Source organism: Pseudoselenomonas ruminantium (assembly GCF_900104055.1).
GTDB lineage: Bacteria > Bacillota > Negativicutes > Selenomonadales > Selenomonadaceae > Selenomonas_A > Selenomonas_A ruminantium_C.
The window spans coordinates 36,207-52,295 of the sequence record NZ_FNJQ01000002.1 but is presented as its reverse complement, the minus strand read 5'-3'; the positions used below and the strand labels follow the sequence as shown (position 1 = coordinate 52,295).

Annotated in this window: 11 protein-coding genes, 1 tRNA gene and 1 riboswitch; all 12 genes read right to left on the bottom strand. The window is 52.8% G+C overall.

Going from position 1 to position 16,089, the window contains the following annotated elements; genetic code table 11:
* Nucleotides 1–32 precede the first annotated feature (32 nt).
* The gene (locus BLQ59_RS01140) at nucleotides 33–3,200 is read right to left on the bottom strand and encodes an ATP-binding protein (protein ID WP_074570967.1); all 3,168 of its coding nucleotides are present in this window, start codon (nucleotides 3,198–3,200) and stop codon (nucleotides 33–35) included.
* A gap of 163 nt (nucleotides 3,201–3,363) precedes the next feature.
* Nucleotides 3,364–4,920 carry an ABC-F family ATP-binding cassette domain-containing protein gene (locus BLQ59_RS01135; RefSeq protein ID WP_074570964.1) on the bottom strand — a complete coding sequence of 519 codons (1,557 nt, stop codon included), beginning with the start codon at nucleotides 4,918–4,920 and terminating at the stop codon, nucleotides 3,364–3,366.
* A gap of 72 nt (nucleotides 4,921–4,992) precedes the next feature.
* A tRNA-Pro gene (locus BLQ59_RS01130) sits at nucleotides 4,993–5,069 on the bottom strand.
* 67 nt (nucleotides 5,070–5,136) lie between these two features.
* On the bottom strand, nucleotides 5,137–6,405 hold the full coding sequence (locus BLQ59_RS01125; RefSeq protein ID WP_074570962.1) for an ArsB/NhaD family transporter: 1,269 nt from the start codon (nucleotides 6,403–6,405) through the stop codon (nucleotides 5,137–5,139).
* A 42-nt stretch (nucleotides 6,406–6,447) separates the two neighbouring features.
* Nucleotides 6,448–8,124: a glutamine--tRNA ligase/YqeY domain fusion protein gene (locus BLQ59_RS01120; protein WP_074570959.1), complete on the bottom strand. Its 1,677-nt coding sequence runs from the start codon at nucleotides 8,122–8,124 to the stop codon at nucleotides 6,448–6,450.
* A gap of 25 nt (nucleotides 8,125–8,149) precedes the next feature.
* On the bottom strand, nucleotides 8,150–8,944 hold the full coding sequence (locus BLQ59_RS01115) for an HD domain-containing protein (protein ID WP_074570957.1): 795 nt from the start codon (nucleotides 8,942–8,944) through the stop codon (nucleotides 8,150–8,152).
* 158 nt (nucleotides 8,945–9,102) lie between these two features.
* The gene (locus BLQ59_RS01110) at nucleotides 9,103–11,364 is read right to left on the bottom strand and encodes an anaerobic ribonucleoside triphosphate reductase (protein WP_074570955.1); all 2,262 of its coding nucleotides are present in this window, start codon (nucleotides 11,362–11,364) and stop codon (nucleotides 9,103–9,105) included.
* A gap of 127 nt (nucleotides 11,365–11,491) precedes the next feature.
* Nucleotides 11,492–12,538, bottom strand: coding sequence for a sulfate/molybdate ABC transporter ATP-binding protein (locus BLQ59_RS01105; RefSeq protein ID WP_074570951.1), 1,047 nt, complete (start codon nucleotides 12,536–12,538; stop codon nucleotides 11,492–11,494).
* Nucleotides 12,529–13,200, bottom strand: a complete 672-nt coding sequence (modB, locus tag BLQ59_RS01100; protein WP_074570948.1) for a molybdate ABC transporter permease subunit — start codon at nucleotides 13,198–13,200, stop codon at nucleotides 12,529–12,531. The genes BLQ59_RS01105 and modB overlap by 10 nt, the downstream gene beginning before the upstream one ends.
* 10 nt (nucleotides 13,201–13,210) lie before the next feature.
* A complete protein-coding gene (modA, locus tag BLQ59_RS01095) occupies nucleotides 13,211–13,996 on the bottom strand; it encodes a molybdate ABC transporter substrate-binding protein (protein WP_074570945.1) in 786 nt (261 codons plus the stop codon).
* Nucleotides 13,989–14,129, bottom strand: a riboswitch (molybdenum cofactor riboswitch). Its footprint overlaps the gene before it by 8 nt.
* A 125-nt stretch (nucleotides 14,130–14,254) precedes the next feature.
* Nucleotides 14,255–15,004 carry an RNA polymerase sporulation sigma factor SigH gene (gene sigH / locus BLQ59_RS01090; protein WP_014423919.1) on the bottom strand — a complete coding sequence of 250 codons (750 nt, stop codon included), beginning with the start codon at nucleotides 15,002–15,004 and terminating at the stop codon, nucleotides 14,255–14,257.
* A gap of 143 nt (nucleotides 15,005–15,147) precedes the next feature.
* Nucleotides 15,148–16,086, bottom strand: coding sequence for a 23S rRNA (guanosine(2251)-2'-O)-methyltransferase RlmB (gene rlmB / locus BLQ59_RS01085; RefSeq protein ID WP_256324564.1), 939 nt, complete (start codon nucleotides 16,084–16,086; stop codon nucleotides 15,148–15,150).
* Nucleotides 16,087–16,089: the final 3 nt, after the last annotated feature.

Below are 16,089 nucleotides of genomic sequence, written 5' to 3'. Positions count from 1 at the left end.
CCAGTCAATTTTTGACTGGTCAACTTTTTCGTTTACATATATTTCCGCAGCTTGGCCAGCAATTTGTCAAAATCGATGGGCTTGCTCAGATAGTCGTTCATGCCGCAGGCCATGACTCTGGCCACATCATCGGTGAAGACATCGGCGGTCACCGCAATGATGGGAATCGTCTCCGCCTCCGGATGGCTGCTGCGGCGGATAGCCTTGGTCGCACCATAGCCATCGAGGACCGGCATCTGCACATCCATCAGGATGGCCTTGTAGGTGCCAGCGGGCTCGGCAGTGAATTTATCCACCGCATCCTGACCGTCAACCGCCGTATCGATGACAAAACCATGCTGTTCCAGGATGGTCTCGGCAATCTCCCGGTTCATTTCGTTATCTTCCACGAGCAGCAGGCGTATCCCAGCGAAGGAAATCACTTCTGCCGCTTTTTCTTCGGCTTCCTCCGTCAGCTCCTTCACCGCCTGCAACGGCAGGGAGACATAGAAGCTGGTTCCGACGCCCTGCGTGCTGCGCACCTCGATGGAGCCCTGCATCATCTTGACCAGATTCTGGCTGATGGCCAGCCCCAGACCGCTGCCGCCATAGCGCCGTGCTACCTTGGCACTTTCCTGCTCGAAGGGTTTGAAGATATTGTCGAGGTATTCCTTGCTCATGCCAATGCCGGAGTCCGTGATCTCAAAGGTCGTGATGAACACATTGTTCGGCCGCAGGACCTGTTTCATGACCAGGCTTATCGTGCCCTCATCCGGCGTGAATTTCACCGCATTGGAGAAGATATTCATGAGCACCTGCTTGATGCGCATGTAATCGCCCTTCAGGCAGAAATGCTGTACTCCCTGTTCATCAATATTCAGCGTTATATTCTTCTGCTGCAACTGCCCATTGAAGATAGCCTGGATCTCCGCCACCATATCCTTCAACGAGAATTCGTCCTGTGCCAGCTGCAGCTTGCCCTGCTCAATGGATGACAGGTCCAGGATATCATTGATCAGCCCCAGCAGATGATGCGCAGCAATCTGGCTCTTGCCGATGACCTGACGCAGATCTTCCTCCGTGTTATTTTCCTGGGAACCCAACATCAAGTAACCGATAATGGCATTGAGCGGTGTGCGGATCTCATGGCTCATCCGGGAGAGGAAATCCCCCTTGGCCTCACTGGCATGACGGGCCATTTCCAACGCATTGGTCAGTGCTTCCCTTTGGCTGATTTCCTGCCGCCGTTCATCATCGATATCCTGCCGGTAAAAATAGAACCCCACCAGCTCGCCTTTCTGGAAATAAGGCTGGAAACGGCAGGAAAAGAAGCGGTATATACCGCCCTCTGACTGTTTGCGCACCTCACAGTAGTAAATACGCTTTTCCTGGAAGGCATTATGCATTTCATTCCAATACTGGCCGCCCTCCATGAATTTCACCTTATCATCAGGATGCAGATAATTCGTGTAGCGTTCAATGCTATGGGGCAGGATATCCACGAAGACACGGCCATCCCGGTCAATATGGTACTCGGTAGCCGTACTGGTGCGCAGATCGACCTTCACCACCATCTCGTTGAGCCGGCATACGTAACTCATCACCGCATCCACTTCCTGACGCCGCTTTTCGTCCTGACGGGCGGCATTATTGCGGATCAGTGTAACCATGGCCAGACCAGCCAGCATGACCAACAGGATGGCCAGCAAAATGAATTGCAACGGATAACTGTAAATCATTTCTTCCCAGGTCATTTCCCGGGCATGTATCGCCGTATGCCGATAGATGATATTCTGTACCGCAGGCGAACCAATCGGCGGCATTGCTGCTGACAGCACTTCAAAGAGCCGGTGGTCGTAGGCAGCCCGGATTCCCAGACGCATATCCAGATTCTGATTGGGGACAATGCTGATGCGCAAGCTGTTATGCTTGTTCATGTTGACATACTTCTCCCCGATAAGCTCCAGCATATAAACGCTGGAACATTTCCCGGCTTTGAGGGCTGCCACAGCTTCCTCGGGGGTATCATAATTCTGCCGGGTTGCGTTTTCCGGCAAACGCCCGACCATGGTCAGTTTCCGTTTCAGATTAGCGGTCATGCCGATCTTGCCTTCGACATCTTTATTTTTCAGCGACAACTGGACAATCGAGGAACGCAGGATTGCCTGCGTCAGCTTATAGTCCACCTTTTCCGCTTCATAGAAGTTCGCGCTCATCCCCAGTATAATATCCGTCTTCTCATCCTGTAAGAGACGCTCATATTCTGCCTGATTGGCCGCAGGTATGATTTCATAACGGATGCCGGCCGTCTTGGCAATCAAGGCAAAAATATCCGGCAGGATGCCCTGTGCCCTGCCATTCTTATCAAAATAGGCATAAGGATTGGCATTCGGCATCATGACGACACGGAATACCCTCCCGGAATCCTTGAGGCCCTGCAAAAAGGCCTGACTGTCCGGTGACAAGGCCATCATCCGGCCGGACACATCAGCATAGTAACGGCTGGACAAGGCCACTTCCCAGCCCGGATCAAGGCTGGACAATTTATATTGGGCAATATCGATAGCCTTGATGATGTCTTTTTTATCCGGTGTCGAAACGGCATACAAGGGCGTAGGACTCCGCAGTTCCAAAATCTTCTCATCATGCAGGATCCGCTTGCTGCTGGTGACAATGGCATCCACCTCACCGCTCCGCAGACCGTCCTCTTCCTTGGTTATGCTGTCATAATACACCGGCGTATAACTGAAACCATTTTCCTCCGCAAACTTGATGAACTCCACACTGCGCATATTCCCTTTCAGCAGCCCCACCCGCATGCCATCATAGGTCGCCGGACTGCCAGGATGGTACTTCTTGTTCGATTCCAGCGTCGTCATCATCAAGGAGCTATACGCCATGGGCTTATCCGAAAAGATATATTTTACCGCCCGTTCCGGCGTCTTCTGCGCAGCCGTGATCAGGTCGATCTCGCCTGAATCCAGCATCGCGAACATATCCAGCCAGCCTTTTTCATAGCCTATATATTCATAACGCCAGTCCATGTAACGGCTGATCAGATGCAGATAATCATAGCCATACCCATAGCGGTGTCCATCCGGAGCAATGGCATGGTAACCGGACATGCGATAAAAGCCCACCCGTACGGTCTGACGATGCGGGAAAAATTCCATCGATACAGCCGTCTGCATCGGCAGCTGGCATACGCCCACTATCACCATAAATATTAGCAAAAATCTAATAATTTCTTTTATATGAAGCTTTCGTCCCAGAAGCATCTTTTCCACCGTCCTTGTTTGGGCACAAAAAATCGCTGATAGGAATCTCTACTGTGTAAATTCTCTATCAGCGTATTTTTTCCTGCTGTGTCACAGGCCACTATAATCAAATAATTTTCGTCGTCCAGCGCTCGATATTCCAGACCGAATCCACGAAATCCTCGTAGAAATCCGGTTCATGGGAAACGAGAAGTACAGTGCCCTTGTATTCCTTGATGGCGCGCTTGAGTTCCTTCTTGGCCTCCACATCCAGATGGTTGGTCGGCTCGTCCAGCACCAGCAGGTTCACGGGCTTCTGCATGATCTTGCAGAGACGCACCTTGGCTGCCTCACCGCCCGACAGGGCCAGCATCTTGGTCGTGATATGGTCATTGGTCAGGCCACAGGAAGCCAGCGCCGCCCGCACTTCAAAATTGGTCATGCCGGGATATTCCTGCCAAACTTCTTCCAGGGCCGTGTTCTGATTGCCTGCAGCGCTCTCCTGTTCGAAGTAGCCCACGCTGACAAACTCGCCCTGCTCAATCTTGCCGCTGATAGGCTTGATCATCCCGAGCAGCGTCTTGAGCAGGGTGGACTTACCCAGACCATTCGTACCGCGGATGGCAATCTTCTTGCCGCGCTCGATCTGGATATCCACAGGGCTCGTGAGCGCCGTATCATAGCCCAGCACCAGGCGTTTGGCTTCAATCACGAAACGGGAAGGCGTGCGGTCAGACTGGAAGTTGAAATGCGGTTTCGGCTTCTCCTGACGCTTCGTGAGCACTTCCATCTTGTCCAGCTTCTTCTGGCGGCTGTTGGCCATGCCGCGGGTAGCCACTCTTGCCTTGTTGCGCTGGATAAAGTCCTGCTCCTTCTTGATTTCCGCCTGCTGGCGCTCGTAGGCTGCTTCTTCCTGACGGCGCTTTAGGGCTGCCATTTCCTCAAACTTCTCATAGCTGCCCGTATAGCGGTCGAGATGCAGATTGTCCACATGATAGATCACGTTGGTCACGGCATTGAGGAACGGCACGTCATGGGACACGAGGATAAATGCATTCTCATAGTTCACAAGATAATTCCGGAGCCAGTTGATATGCTCCACGTCCAGATAGTTGGTGGGCTCGTCGAGAATCAAGATCTCAGGGTTCTGCAGCAGCAGCTTCGTCAGCAGGACCTTTGTGCGCTGACCGCCGGAGAGTTCATCCACCTGTTTATCGAGGCCAATATCCCTAAGCCCCAAACCGCCGGCCACTTCCTCGATGCGCGCATCAATGGTATAGTAGCTGCCAGCCTCGAGCATATCCTGGATATCGCCCACATCCCGCATCAGCGCATCCATTTCCTCCGGCGTGGCATCCCCCATCTTGTCGTAGGCTGCCAGCATTTCCTGCTCCGCCTTCACCATATCATCAAAGGCCGTGCGCAGGGTATCACGGATGGTCATGCCCGGTTTCAGGACCGCATGCTGGTCTAAGTAACCTACCTTCACCCGGCGCGCCCATTCAACGGTACCGGCATCCGGCGTCAACTGACCGGTGATAATGGAAAGAAACGTGGACTTGCCCTCACCATTGGCCCCGACGAGCGCTACATGCTCGCCCTTCAGCAGACGGAAACTAACGTCCTCAAAAATCTCCCGGCCGCCATAGCTGTGGGATAAATGGGAAACGTTCAAAATACTCATTGATGCTTTCTCCTTACCTGATTCATTAAAAGAAAAGAGCTGTTCCAAAGAACAGCTCTCGAATTTACTAAATGGTCGGAACGACGGGATTTGAACCCACGACCTCTTCCACCCCAAGGAAGCGCGCTACCAAACTGCGCTACGTCCCGAACAAGTAATATAATACTACATTGGACGCACCTTGTAAAGGGCTTTTTTTAATTTTTTTCCAAAAGATTACAGATGCCAGATCCAGATGTAGATATTGGCCAGGATAATGGTCAGGATCATCACCGGGAAGGCAACCTTCATAAAGCCGATGAAGGAGATCTGCTTGCCATGCTGTGCGGCCAAAGAAGCCACGACAACGTTAGCGGAAGCACCGATCAGGGTACCATTGCCGCCCAAGCAGGCGCCCAATGCCAAACTCCACCACATGGGTTCGAGGTTGCTAAGGCCCATCTGCCCCATATCCTGAATCAACGGAATCAACGTAGCCACAAAAGGAATGTTATCGATAAAGGCCGAAGCGAAAGCACTCATCCAAAGAATCAACATCGCCGTCATGGGCACATTGCCATTGGTCACAGTCAGTGCCTCTGCCGCCATCGCCTTGATGACGCCTGTCTCCACCAGCGCGCCAACCAGCACGAACAGACCGGCAAAGAAGAAGATGGCCAGCCACTCTACCTTGGAGAGCACCTTGGCAATCATAGCCTCATTGCGCGTGTAAGTAATCAGCAGCAGCAGGCCCGCACCAGTAAGAGCTGCCGTAGCCGTTTCGAGCCCCAGGGCACCATGCAAAGTGAACAGGGTGATGGTGAAGAAGATAACGGCCAGGCATTTTTTCAGCAGCGCCTTGTCCGCAATCTGGCTCTTGGCATTGAGCCGCATGACCTTATCCTGCAGCTCCGGCGTAGTCTTGAGCTTACTGCCATAGATTGCCACGAGCACCGCCTGCACCACGATGAAGATGACCACGGATACCAGCGTCATGTTCTGGAGAAAATCCATAAAGCTCAGCCCCACGGCACTGCCGATCATGATGTTCGGCGGGTCACCGATAAGGGTAGCCGTACCGCCGATATTGGAGGAAATGATCTGCGCCATCAGATAGGGCTTCACATCTACTTTCAGCTGCGATGTGATGCTGAACGTGATGGGCACGGTGAGAAGCACCGTGGTCACGTTATCGAGCAAGGCCGAGCATACAGCCGTGATGGCGGACAAAGCCACCAGCAGGGCTACCGGCTTGGCCTTGACTTTCTTGGCCGCCCAGATGGCCAGGAAATTGAACAGGCCCGTTTCACTCGTGATATTGACGATAATCATCATGCCCATCAGCAGGCCCAATGTATTAAAGTCAATGTGATGGATTGCCGTCTCCTGGCTGATGATGCCGAAGAGGATCATCAGCATGGCGCCAAAGATACCCACGATGGTACGGTGTACCTTCTCGGAGATAATCAGGGCATAAGCTGCCACGAAGATAACGATTGCAATCATTGTACTGCTTTCCAAAGTATCTTCACTTCTTTCTCTGTAGGATTATTTGTTCTTTTCCTTAGCCCAGGTATCTTTGAGGCCGACCACGCGGTTGAAAACCAGCTTGTCCGGCGTGGTATCCGGGTCAATCACGAAATAGCCTGTGCGCAGGAACTGATAATGCTTGCCTGCTGCCTGCAGCTTCACGCTGGGTTCCACTAAGGCATTTTCAATGACTTCCAAGGAATTTTTATTGAGAGCACCGATAAAGTCAGCGGGCAGGTTCCCGTTCTCATCGGTTTCCAGCAAATAATCATAGAGCCGTACTTCGGCGGGCACAGCCGTCTTGGCGGCTACCCAATGGATGGTACCTTTGATCTTGCGGCCGGCCGTAGCACCGCCGGTCTTGGATTCGAGGTCAGCCGTGCAGCGCAGTTCCACCACATTGCCGGCTTCATCTTTGATGACTTCCTCACATTTGATGATGTAAGCATGCTTGAGACGCACTTCCCCACCCGGCTTCAGACGGAAGAACTTCTTCGGTGCCTCTTCCATGAAATCATCCTGCTCGATATAGAGCTCACGGGAGAACGGTACGAAGCGATGGCCGCCATGAATCGGATTGTTGTCTGCCAGCAGCCACTCTTCCTGATCCTCCGGATAGTTCGTGATCACGACCTTCAGCGGGCGCAGTACCGCCATGATGCGGTCCGCATTTTCGTTGAGGTCCGCGCGCACGCAGGATTCCAGCATCGCGACATCCACGAGGCTGTTGCCCTTGGCCACACCGATTTCCTCACAGAACTTGCGCAGGGCTGCCGGCGTGAAGCCGCGGCGGCGCAAGCCGGAGATGGTCGGCATACGGGGATCGTCCCAACCGCGCACATGCCCCTCTTCCACGAGCTGACGCAGTTTGCGCTTGCTCGTCACGGTGTTCGTGAGGTTCAGGCGGGCAAACTCGATCTGACGGGGACGCGTGTTCACATCAAAGTCCAGATTTTCCAGCAGCCAGTCATAGAACGGACGATGTTCCTCGAACTCCAACGTGCAGACGGAATGCGTGATGCCCTCGATGGCATCGGACAGCGGATGCGCAAAGTCATACATCGGATAGATGCACCATTTGTCTCCCGTGCGATGATGATGCGCATGGGCAATGCGGTAGATGACCGTATCGCGCATCACCATATTCGGCGAAGCCATATCAATCTTGGCGCGCAGCACCTTTTCCCCATCGGCAAATTCCCCGGCCTTCATGCGGGCGAACAAGTCGAGGTTTTCCTCCACGCTGCGGTTGCGGTAAGGGCTTTCCTTGCCCGGCTCGGTCAGCGTGCCGCGGTATTCCTTGATCTGCTCAGCCGTCAAATCATCCACATAGGCCAGACCTTTTTTGATGAGCTCCACGGCATAGTCATAAAGTTTGTCGAAGTAATCGGACGCATAGAACATGCGCTTCTGCCAGCTGAAGCCCAGCCAGCGAATATCTTCCTGAATGGAGTCCACATATTCCGTGTCTTCCTTCGTCGGATTCGTATCGTCAAAACGCAGGTTGCAAAGGCCATGGTTGTATTCTGCCAGACCAAAGTTCAGGCAAATAGACTTGGCATGACCGATATGCAGATAGCCGTTTGGTTCAGGTGGGAAACGGGTATGGATTCCTTCCGTGTATTTCCCATTCTTCTGGTCTTCCTCAATCGCATTCTGCACAAAGTTATTGGCGATTGTCGTATTCTCTGCCATGATATTCTCTCCTTCTAAAAGGCGGTCAGATTACATCCGCAGCCGCACATTTTTCTTCAATATAATTCCACATGCGCTTTACGCCCACGTCAACGCCTTCCTGCTCCGGCAGATGGTCGATAACCTTCTGGATATAACCACGTTCCACCATCTTCTGCAGTGTCCAGGCAAAATTCACATCATAAACCCACAACAGGCGCACCAACTTGCGGTCCCCCAGAGTTTTCAGCATATGATAATCCGCCTGCTGGCCTTCCTTAAAAGCCACCATAAAGTCCGGACTGATCAGCTGGCTGGCATCTGCCCGGATGAATTTTGGCGCCTGATCGGCCTTATCCGGGTCCAGGAACGGCGACAAGACCCGATAGATATCCAGCTTGTCCGCATCACGCAAGAGCCGCGCAAAGAGCAGTTTCTTGCCTGCAGCGTCAGCGGGGATTTCCTTCTTATTATGATACTTTATCGCATAGCGCACGAGCTCAGCATCTTCCGCCGACAGGTCGGCCATATACGGCATTTCCTCGGCCAGCACCTTCAGTCCCAGATCCGCATGGTCTTCCGACTGCGCATCATTGAAAGTCTTATAGATGCTGTACTGCCGGAACCGCCCTACATCATGAAAGAGCCCCATGATTTCCGCCAGCTGCACATCATGCTCACTGAGCTGCAAATGCTGCGCAAGCTCCCGGGCAATAGCCGTAACATAGCCGGTATGCTCCATCTTGATCCGGATGCCCTGCATGACTTCTTCGTCATCCGTAACAAAGCGATGCATGTACTCGTCCATCCAGATATGCATTTTCTTTAGTAATTCTTTCACTTTACAGCCTTCCTTACTATATTACACTACAGTGTAACATTATAGCGCAATTAGAATATTTTTGCCATAGGTCGGATAAAATAAAAAAATTATCTTCATTTATCTAAAAACTGCTCAGTCTATCTTTCCGATAAACTGAGCAGTCAGGAAAATCTTATTTACTTCATGCGTTTGATGGTGAAGCGGCCGCTCTCTACTTCCCTGCGGTGGCAGTGGGGGCATTCGTTTTCAATCAAACCGGTATAGCCGCAGACAGGATCGCGGTCCACGGGGTGGTTGATGGAGAAGTAACCCATGTCGGCATCGTGCATGGCACGAACGAGACGCTCGAAGGCTTTGACGTTCTTCGTGGGATCGCCGTCCATTTCGATATAGGCGATATGGCCGGCATTCTCCAAAGCATGGTAAGGCGCTTCGATGCGGATCTTGTCGATGGCCTTGATGGGATAGTAAACGGGCACATGGCTGGAGTTGGTCATGTAATCCCGGTCCGTGATGCCCTCGATCACGCCGTAGGTCTTGCGGTTGGAACGCTGGAACTGGCCGGCAGTGGATTCTGCCGGAGTGCCGAAGCAGGTCCAGTTCATATGCTCGTCAGCAGTGTACTGATCCACGCGCTCACGGATATGGCCCACGATCTTGAGCCCCAGCTGCTGGGCTTCTTCACTTTCGCCGTGATGTTTGCCGACCAGGGCCTTGAGGCATTCAGCCAGGCCGCAGAAGCCGATGGAATAGGAAGCATGCTTCAGCACGTCCTTGATGCTGTCGTCGGCTTTGAGCTTCTCGCTGTCCATCCAGACACCCTGCCCCATCAGGAACGGGTAGTTGTAGACATGCTTTTCAGCAATGACATCGAGACGGGCCAGGATGTAGTCATGGCTGATGTCGATGTACTTATCCAGCAGCTGCCAGAATTTGTCCATATCGCCTTTGGCTTCGAGGGCAAATTTCGGCAGGTTCAGCGTCGTGAAAGCAAAGTTGCCGCGGCTTCCGGATTCTTCCGGACCATTGACATTGCTCATGACACGCGTGCGGCAGCCCATGGTTGCCACGGTGGAATTATAGTCACCGGGCTTGTAATACTGGAGATTGTAAGGAGCATCGATGTTCACGAAGTTCGGGAACAGGCGCTTGGCACTGGTCTCACAGGCCTGCTGGAACAGGTCGTAATTTGGATCTTCGGGATTGTAGTTGACACCAGCCTTGAGCTGGAACACGGAAATCGGGAAAATCGGCGTTTCGCCGTTGCCCAGGCCTGCCCAGATGGCATTGAGCACCTCACGGGTGGCCAGCCGCCCTTCAGGGCTCGTGTCCATGCCGTAGTTCAGGGAGCTGAAGGGCACCTGCGCACCGGCACGGCTATGGAGCGTGTTGAAGTTGTGGATCATCGCTTCCATGGCCTGATGGGTTTCCTCCACCACATCGGCGCAGGCCATGCGGTAAATATTGCGGGCCAGACGTTCTGCTTCCTCAGTGGGCAGCTGGTAAGTTTCGCTAAGCACCGTTTCCAGCGCCTTCTTGATGGCCTCTACGGATTCAACAGCCCGGGGATCTTCCTGGGATTCCGTATAGCTGCAAGCAGCGAAATCCATGGCCGGTTTGAAGTGCGTCTTGAATTCCTTTTCCGTACCGAAATCATGGGTGTCGAACTGGTACATCAAGGCCTTATGTGCCTCGGAAATCACGGCCTTGCGGAAAGACTTGCGCACACCATCAGCCATCGCATAGTCGAAGGCATTGATGGACTGGCCGCCGAACATATCATTCTGGTTGGACTGGATGGCAATCGCAGCCAGAGATGCATAGGAGCGGATGGAATTCGGCTCACGCAGGAAGCCATGCCCCGTGGAGAAGCCGCCCTTGAAGAGCTTCAACAGGTCAATCTGGCAGCAGTTGAAGGTGATCAGGGAGAAATCCTTGTCATGGATATGAATCCAGTTCTCCTTGTCGGCCTCGCGGAATTCATCGGTCAGCACATAGTTATCCACAAAATGCTTGGCCCCTTCGGCGCCCAGCTTCAGCATGATGCCCATGGAAGCATCGGTGTTGATATTGGCGTTGTCGCGCTTGGAGTCCACATCCACGGCATCGGCAAAGAAGATATCCTTATAAGAGGACATCAGATGTTTCTGCGCGATACGGCGCTCGGCATGCTTCTGACGGTAGGTGATGTATTTCTTGGCGATATCGTAGAAGTCATATTTCATGAGTTCCTGTTCAACGATATCCTGGATTTCTTCCACGCTGACGTTTTCGCGGTTCTGGATATCCCACTCCACCTGGCTGGTGACTTCATCGATATCCTTTTCCGTCATTTTTTTACCGCCGTCGTTATTGGCGCCGGCAATGGCGTTATAGATTTTCTCGCGATTGTATGGCACTGTATGGCCGGAACGCTTCGTAACTGTTTTCAGATTCATAAATTATGGATACCACTATATTTGCGGTATTTCCGTACGCCCCCTCTATATATTGTGGTTAATACTTGTCGTAACGGTATATATTGTAGCAAATTCCCGCCCGTTGTGCAATATCAAATATCACGTTTCAGTGCTCCATCAGCATGAGCTTCGCCGCAGGCAGGCGCAGATAAAGAGTTGTGGGATTTTTTATTTTTTGCCATTCATCCTTTGCCAGTTCCAGACGCAGGGGCCTGGCCTCGGTCCCCTGCCGGCGCAGCATAATTAAATAGGAAAAAACATCTTCAACCACCTTGATTACCTCCATGGCATAGGTGTTTTCGCCCGGGCCGGCGGCCACTTCCATATAATGGGCACGAATACCAGCAAAACGGACATCCTCGGACACCGCACCGGCCACCTGCAGTTCCAGCTGCCAGTCAACAGCCAGTATCCTATCCGGGGCAATCCGTTTCACAGCAGATATATTCTTGCAGCCGGTCAGCAAAGTTGCCGCTAATGTCGCAGGATCTTGGAACAGGCCATGCTTTGTGTGCACCGCCTCCATCTGCCCCTGGTCGATCACGGCGATGCGGTCGGCCAGGCGATAGACCTCGCCCCGGTCATGAGAGACCAGCAGGGCAGCGCCATCGTAATCCGCGAGCACATCGCCCAGTTCCATTTCCAGCTGCCATTTCAGATAGCTGTCCAGGGCAGCGAAGGGTTCATCCAACAGCAGCAGTTCCACATCAGCGGCCAGGATGCGGGCAAAGGCCGCACGCTGCTGCTGGCCACCGGATAGTTCGTGGGGATAGGCCTGCGCCACTTCCGTCAGCTTGAACCTTGCCAGATTCGCCTGCACCTTGCGCTTTTTTTCAGCCTTGTCCCCGCTGGCCACAAAGGCGATATTTTCGGCAATGGTCATATTGGGAAACAGGGCATAATTCTGAAAGAGATAGCCGACCTTGCGCGCCTGCGGTTTCAGATTGATGCCCGCCTCACTGTCGAAGAGCACCCGGCCATTCAGCACAATGCGCCCCCTGTCCGGTGTTTCGATGCCCGCAATACATTTGAGCGTCATGCTCTTGCCACAGCCCGAAGCCCCCAACAAGGCAAAGACCTCATCCTTAGCCGAAAAATCCGCCCGCAGGGTGAAGTTCCTCAGCTTCTTTTCAATCTTCACGCTCAATTCCATACGGCCACTCCTTTTGCCTTGCGGGCAATCCACCAGTTCATGAGCACAACGAAAAACAGCGAGAACGCCACGATGATGATAGCCCACTCCCCGGCCAGATCATAGTCGTTGGCCTGCACCGCTGCATAGATGGCCGTGCTCATGGTCTGCGTGACACCGGGGATATTGCCCGCAAACATGATGGTCGCGCCAAACTCGCCCAACGCCCGCGTAAAGGAAAGCACCAATCCGGCTAATATCCCTGCCCTGGCATTGGGCAGCAGGATATGCCAGAAGATCCGCCAGTCCGATACGCCCAAGGTGCGGGCAGCATGGATGATATGCGGATCGATCTGCTCAAAGGCCCCGCGGGCCGTGCGGTACATCAACGGCAAGGATACCACGATGGCCGCGATAACCGCCGCTTTCCAGGTGAAAACCAGTGTAATATCGAATTGCAGCAAAAAACGGCCAATCAGGCTGCGCTTGCCAAACAACAATAACAGGAAAAAACCGACAACGGTAGGCGGCAAAACCATCGGCAACGTAATAACGGCATCAGCCAGTCCCTGAAAGCGCTTCAGGCGCACCACCATCAGGGCCAGGCCAATGCCGATGAAGAACGTTGCTACCGTTGCTGCGCCTGCCGTCTGCAGGGTAATCAAAAGCGGTGACAGTTCCATGATCTACCTCTTACTTCACTTCAAAACCATATTTTTCAAAGAGCTTCTTATTTGCATCATTAGCAGCATACGCCAAAAAATCCTTAGCTTCAGCCAGATGCTTGGATTCCTTCAGGGCAGCTGCCGGATAGATAATCGGCTTATGGGTATCCGCCGGTGCCTTGGCTGCGACTTTGACCTTTTTGGACACGGCTGCATCGGTTGCATAGACCACACCGCAATCAGCATCACCGGATTCCACCCAGGAAAGCACCTGCCGCACATCCGAACCATAGACTGCCTTGCCCTTGATGGACTCAAGAAGGCCTAATTTCGTGAATACTTCCTCAGCATACTGCCCCACCGGCACGCCCTTGGGCTCGCCCAAGGCGATATGCCGGATATCTGCGCCTGTCAGCTGCTGGAAATCCGTGATTGCCTTGCCGCCCTCACGCGGTACGATCAGCACCACTTCATTGACCAATAAGTCCCTGCGGGTCCCATCAGCCAGCAATCCATCCTTTTCCAGTGCGTTCATCTGCTTCTGCGCCGCCGAGAAGAACAAATCCGTCTGACCACCGTTCTGGATGGCCTGCTGCAAAGCACCGGAACTGCCGAAATTGAAGGTGATCTTCACATTTGGATGTTCCTTCTCGTAGTTTGCCGCTATTTCCTGCATCACATCCGTCAGGCTGGCCGCCGCTGCCACATGCAGTTCCACGGGCTCAGCCTTTTTCTCCGGCTTAGCCTGTTCACTGCCACAGCCTAAGGCCAGCATCATCACCACAGACATCACCAGCGCAAAAATTTTTCTCATTTCTACCACTCCTTTTCAAATTGCGGAAGGTGTAAGGATTTCTCCCTGCACCCGGGAACGGAATCCCGTTCCGGCCAAGCATCATAGCAATGCGCCCTGCCTTAGATCACTTGGCTCGGAGATATCACGAATAAAATTATAGCATAGATATTTTTGCCATTCAATGTAATTTGTCATAGACAGTATTGTTTGTTCTTGTTACAAAAAAACTGACCGGTCAAAATTGACCGGTCAATCCTACAATTCTTATAAATGATTTCAACGCAGATAATCGTCTTCATCAATGCCGCGCAGGCGGCGGTTAATGGAGCTAAGCCCCCGGTAGATGGTGGTTACGTCGAGTTCATCCCCGCGTTTTTCCATGTATTTCTCCAGCTTCCGCTTTACGCGCTGCAAAGCGTTGTCAATGGATTTCACATGGCGGTGCAGGTCTTCGGCAATCTCCTGATAGCTCTTGCCATCAAGATAGCTCATGAGGACCTTCCATTCCAAATCGGAGAGGATCTCTTCCATCTTCTTTTCGATATCCACAAACTCTTCCCGGCTGATGACCAGTTCTTCCGGATCCGTTACCTTGGCCCCGGAAAGGACATCCAATAGGGTTCGATCCGAATCCTCATCATAGATGGGCTTGTTCAGCGAGATATAAGAGTTGAGTGGAATATGCTTTTGCCTCGTTGCGGTCTTGATAGCCGTGATGATCTGCCGTGTGACACACAATTCCGCAAAAGCCCGGAAGGAGGACAGCTTATCATTGCGAAAATCCCGTATCGCTTTGTAAAAGCCAATCATGCCTTCCTGAATGATGTCTTCACGATCTGCCCCAATCAAGAAATAGGAACGAGCTTTAGCGCGCACGAAATTACGATATTTGTTGATCAAATAATCCAACGCGGCCTTGTCGTTGCTATCCTTGATGGCCAGCAGTATCTCCTCGTCCGTGAGTTTGGCGAATTCACTGTAGATTTCTTCTACAAATAAATCTTCTGTAGTTTGTTCTGCTTCCATCGCACGTTCCCCTTTACTGAAAACTTCCCCAGTTTTCATTCTTGCAATCCCCTAATACGTTTTGATTATACCCCTATTACAAGGTAATAGTCAAGGAAGGTCATAGGACTTTAGTCCCCTTAAGCAATATTTGTTGTAAAGTATCAACTTTTCTTTGCCAAACGCTGACGCATGGATTCATACATCAGGATGGAACCAGCTACGGAAGCATTGAGCGAATTGATCTTGCCCACCATCGGCATCTTCACGATGAAATCACACTGCTCTTTGGTCAGACGCCCCATACCCTTGCCCTCGCTGCCTACCACGAGGACCAGCGGGCCAGTCAGGTCAGCTTCATAGTAATTCTGGCTGCCATCCATATCGGCACCAGCCACCCAGAAGCCTTTTTCCTTGAGCGCTTTCAAGGTCTGGGAAATATTGCCGATACGAGCGACGGGCACATATTCCACAGCACCGGCAGAAGTCTTGGCCACAGTGGCCGTAAGGGGCACACTGCGGCGCTTCGGGATCAGCACGCCATGTACGCCCGTAGCATCGGCCGTACGCAGGAGTGCGCCGAGATTATGCGGATCTTCCAATTCATCCAGCAACAGCAGGAAAGGCGGCTGCCCAGCTGCTTCGGCCTTGGCCAGGATATCGTCGAGTTCGGCATAGGCTACCGGGGCCACATAGGCCAACACGCCCTGATGGCGCAAGCCGGACGCTACAGACTCAATCTTGCCGCGCTCCACGAACTGCAGGACAATGCCGCGCTCCTTGGCCAGCGCCACGATTTCACTGACCTGCCCTTCCCGGTCGCCGTCGGCCAGCAGGATCTTGTTGATGCCACGGCCGGCGCGCAGGGCTTCGGTCACGGCATTGCGGCCAATCAGCACGTCTTCGGGCAGTTCCCGTACATCCTGCACGCTCCGGGATTCCCGGACTTCGTGCGCAAAAGCCTGACTTGTCAATTTTTGACGCGTCAGTTTTTCCCGGCTGGAACGCTCAGCTGGAACATTCTTGCGCACTCCGCCCCGCGCATTTTTCTGGTTATCGCGTCTTTTGGCACGCGTCGTTTCCTTTTTATTGTCGTTTCGCATAAT

Bases quoted from the DNA above. Each gene is read 5' to 3' on its own strand.
- BLQ59_RS01140 (WP_074570967.1), bottom strand. From the start codon at position 3,200: ATGGTGATAGTGGGCGTATGCCAGCTGCCGATGCAGACGGCTGTATCG.
- BLQ59_RS01135 (WP_074570964.1), bottom strand. From the start codon at position 4,920: ATGAGTATTTTGAACGTTTCCCATTTATCCCACAGCTATGGCGGCCGG.
- BLQ59_RS01125 (WP_074570962.1), bottom strand. From the start codon at position 6,405: ATGATTGCAATCGTTATCTTCGTGGCAGCTTATGCCCTGATTATCTCC.
- BLQ59_RS01120 (WP_074570959.1), bottom strand. From the start codon at position 8,124: ATGGCAGAGAATACGACAATCGCCAATAACTTTGTGCAGAATGCGATT.
- BLQ59_RS01110 (WP_074570955.1), bottom strand. From the start codon at position 11,364: ATGAATCTGAAAACAGTTACGAAGCGTTCCGGCCATACAGTGCCATAC.
- BLQ59_RS01105 (WP_074570951.1), bottom strand. From the start codon at position 12,538: ATGGAATTGAGCGTGAAGATTGAAAAGAAGCTGAGGAACTTCACCCTG.
- modB (WP_074570948.1), bottom strand. From the start codon at position 13,200: ATGGAACTGTCACCGCTTTTGATTACCCTGCAGACGGCAGGCGCAGCA.
- modA (WP_074570945.1), bottom strand. From the start codon at position 13,996: ATGAGAAAAATTTTTGCGCTGGTGATGTCTGTGGTGATGATGCTGGCC.
- sigH (WP_014423919.1), bottom strand. From the start codon at position 15,004: ATGGAAGCAGAACAAACTACAGAAGATTTATTTGTAGAAGAAATCTAC.
- rlmB (WP_256324564.1), bottom strand. From the start codon at position 16,086: ATGCGAAACGACAATAAAAAGGAAACGACGCGTGCCAAAAGACGCGAT.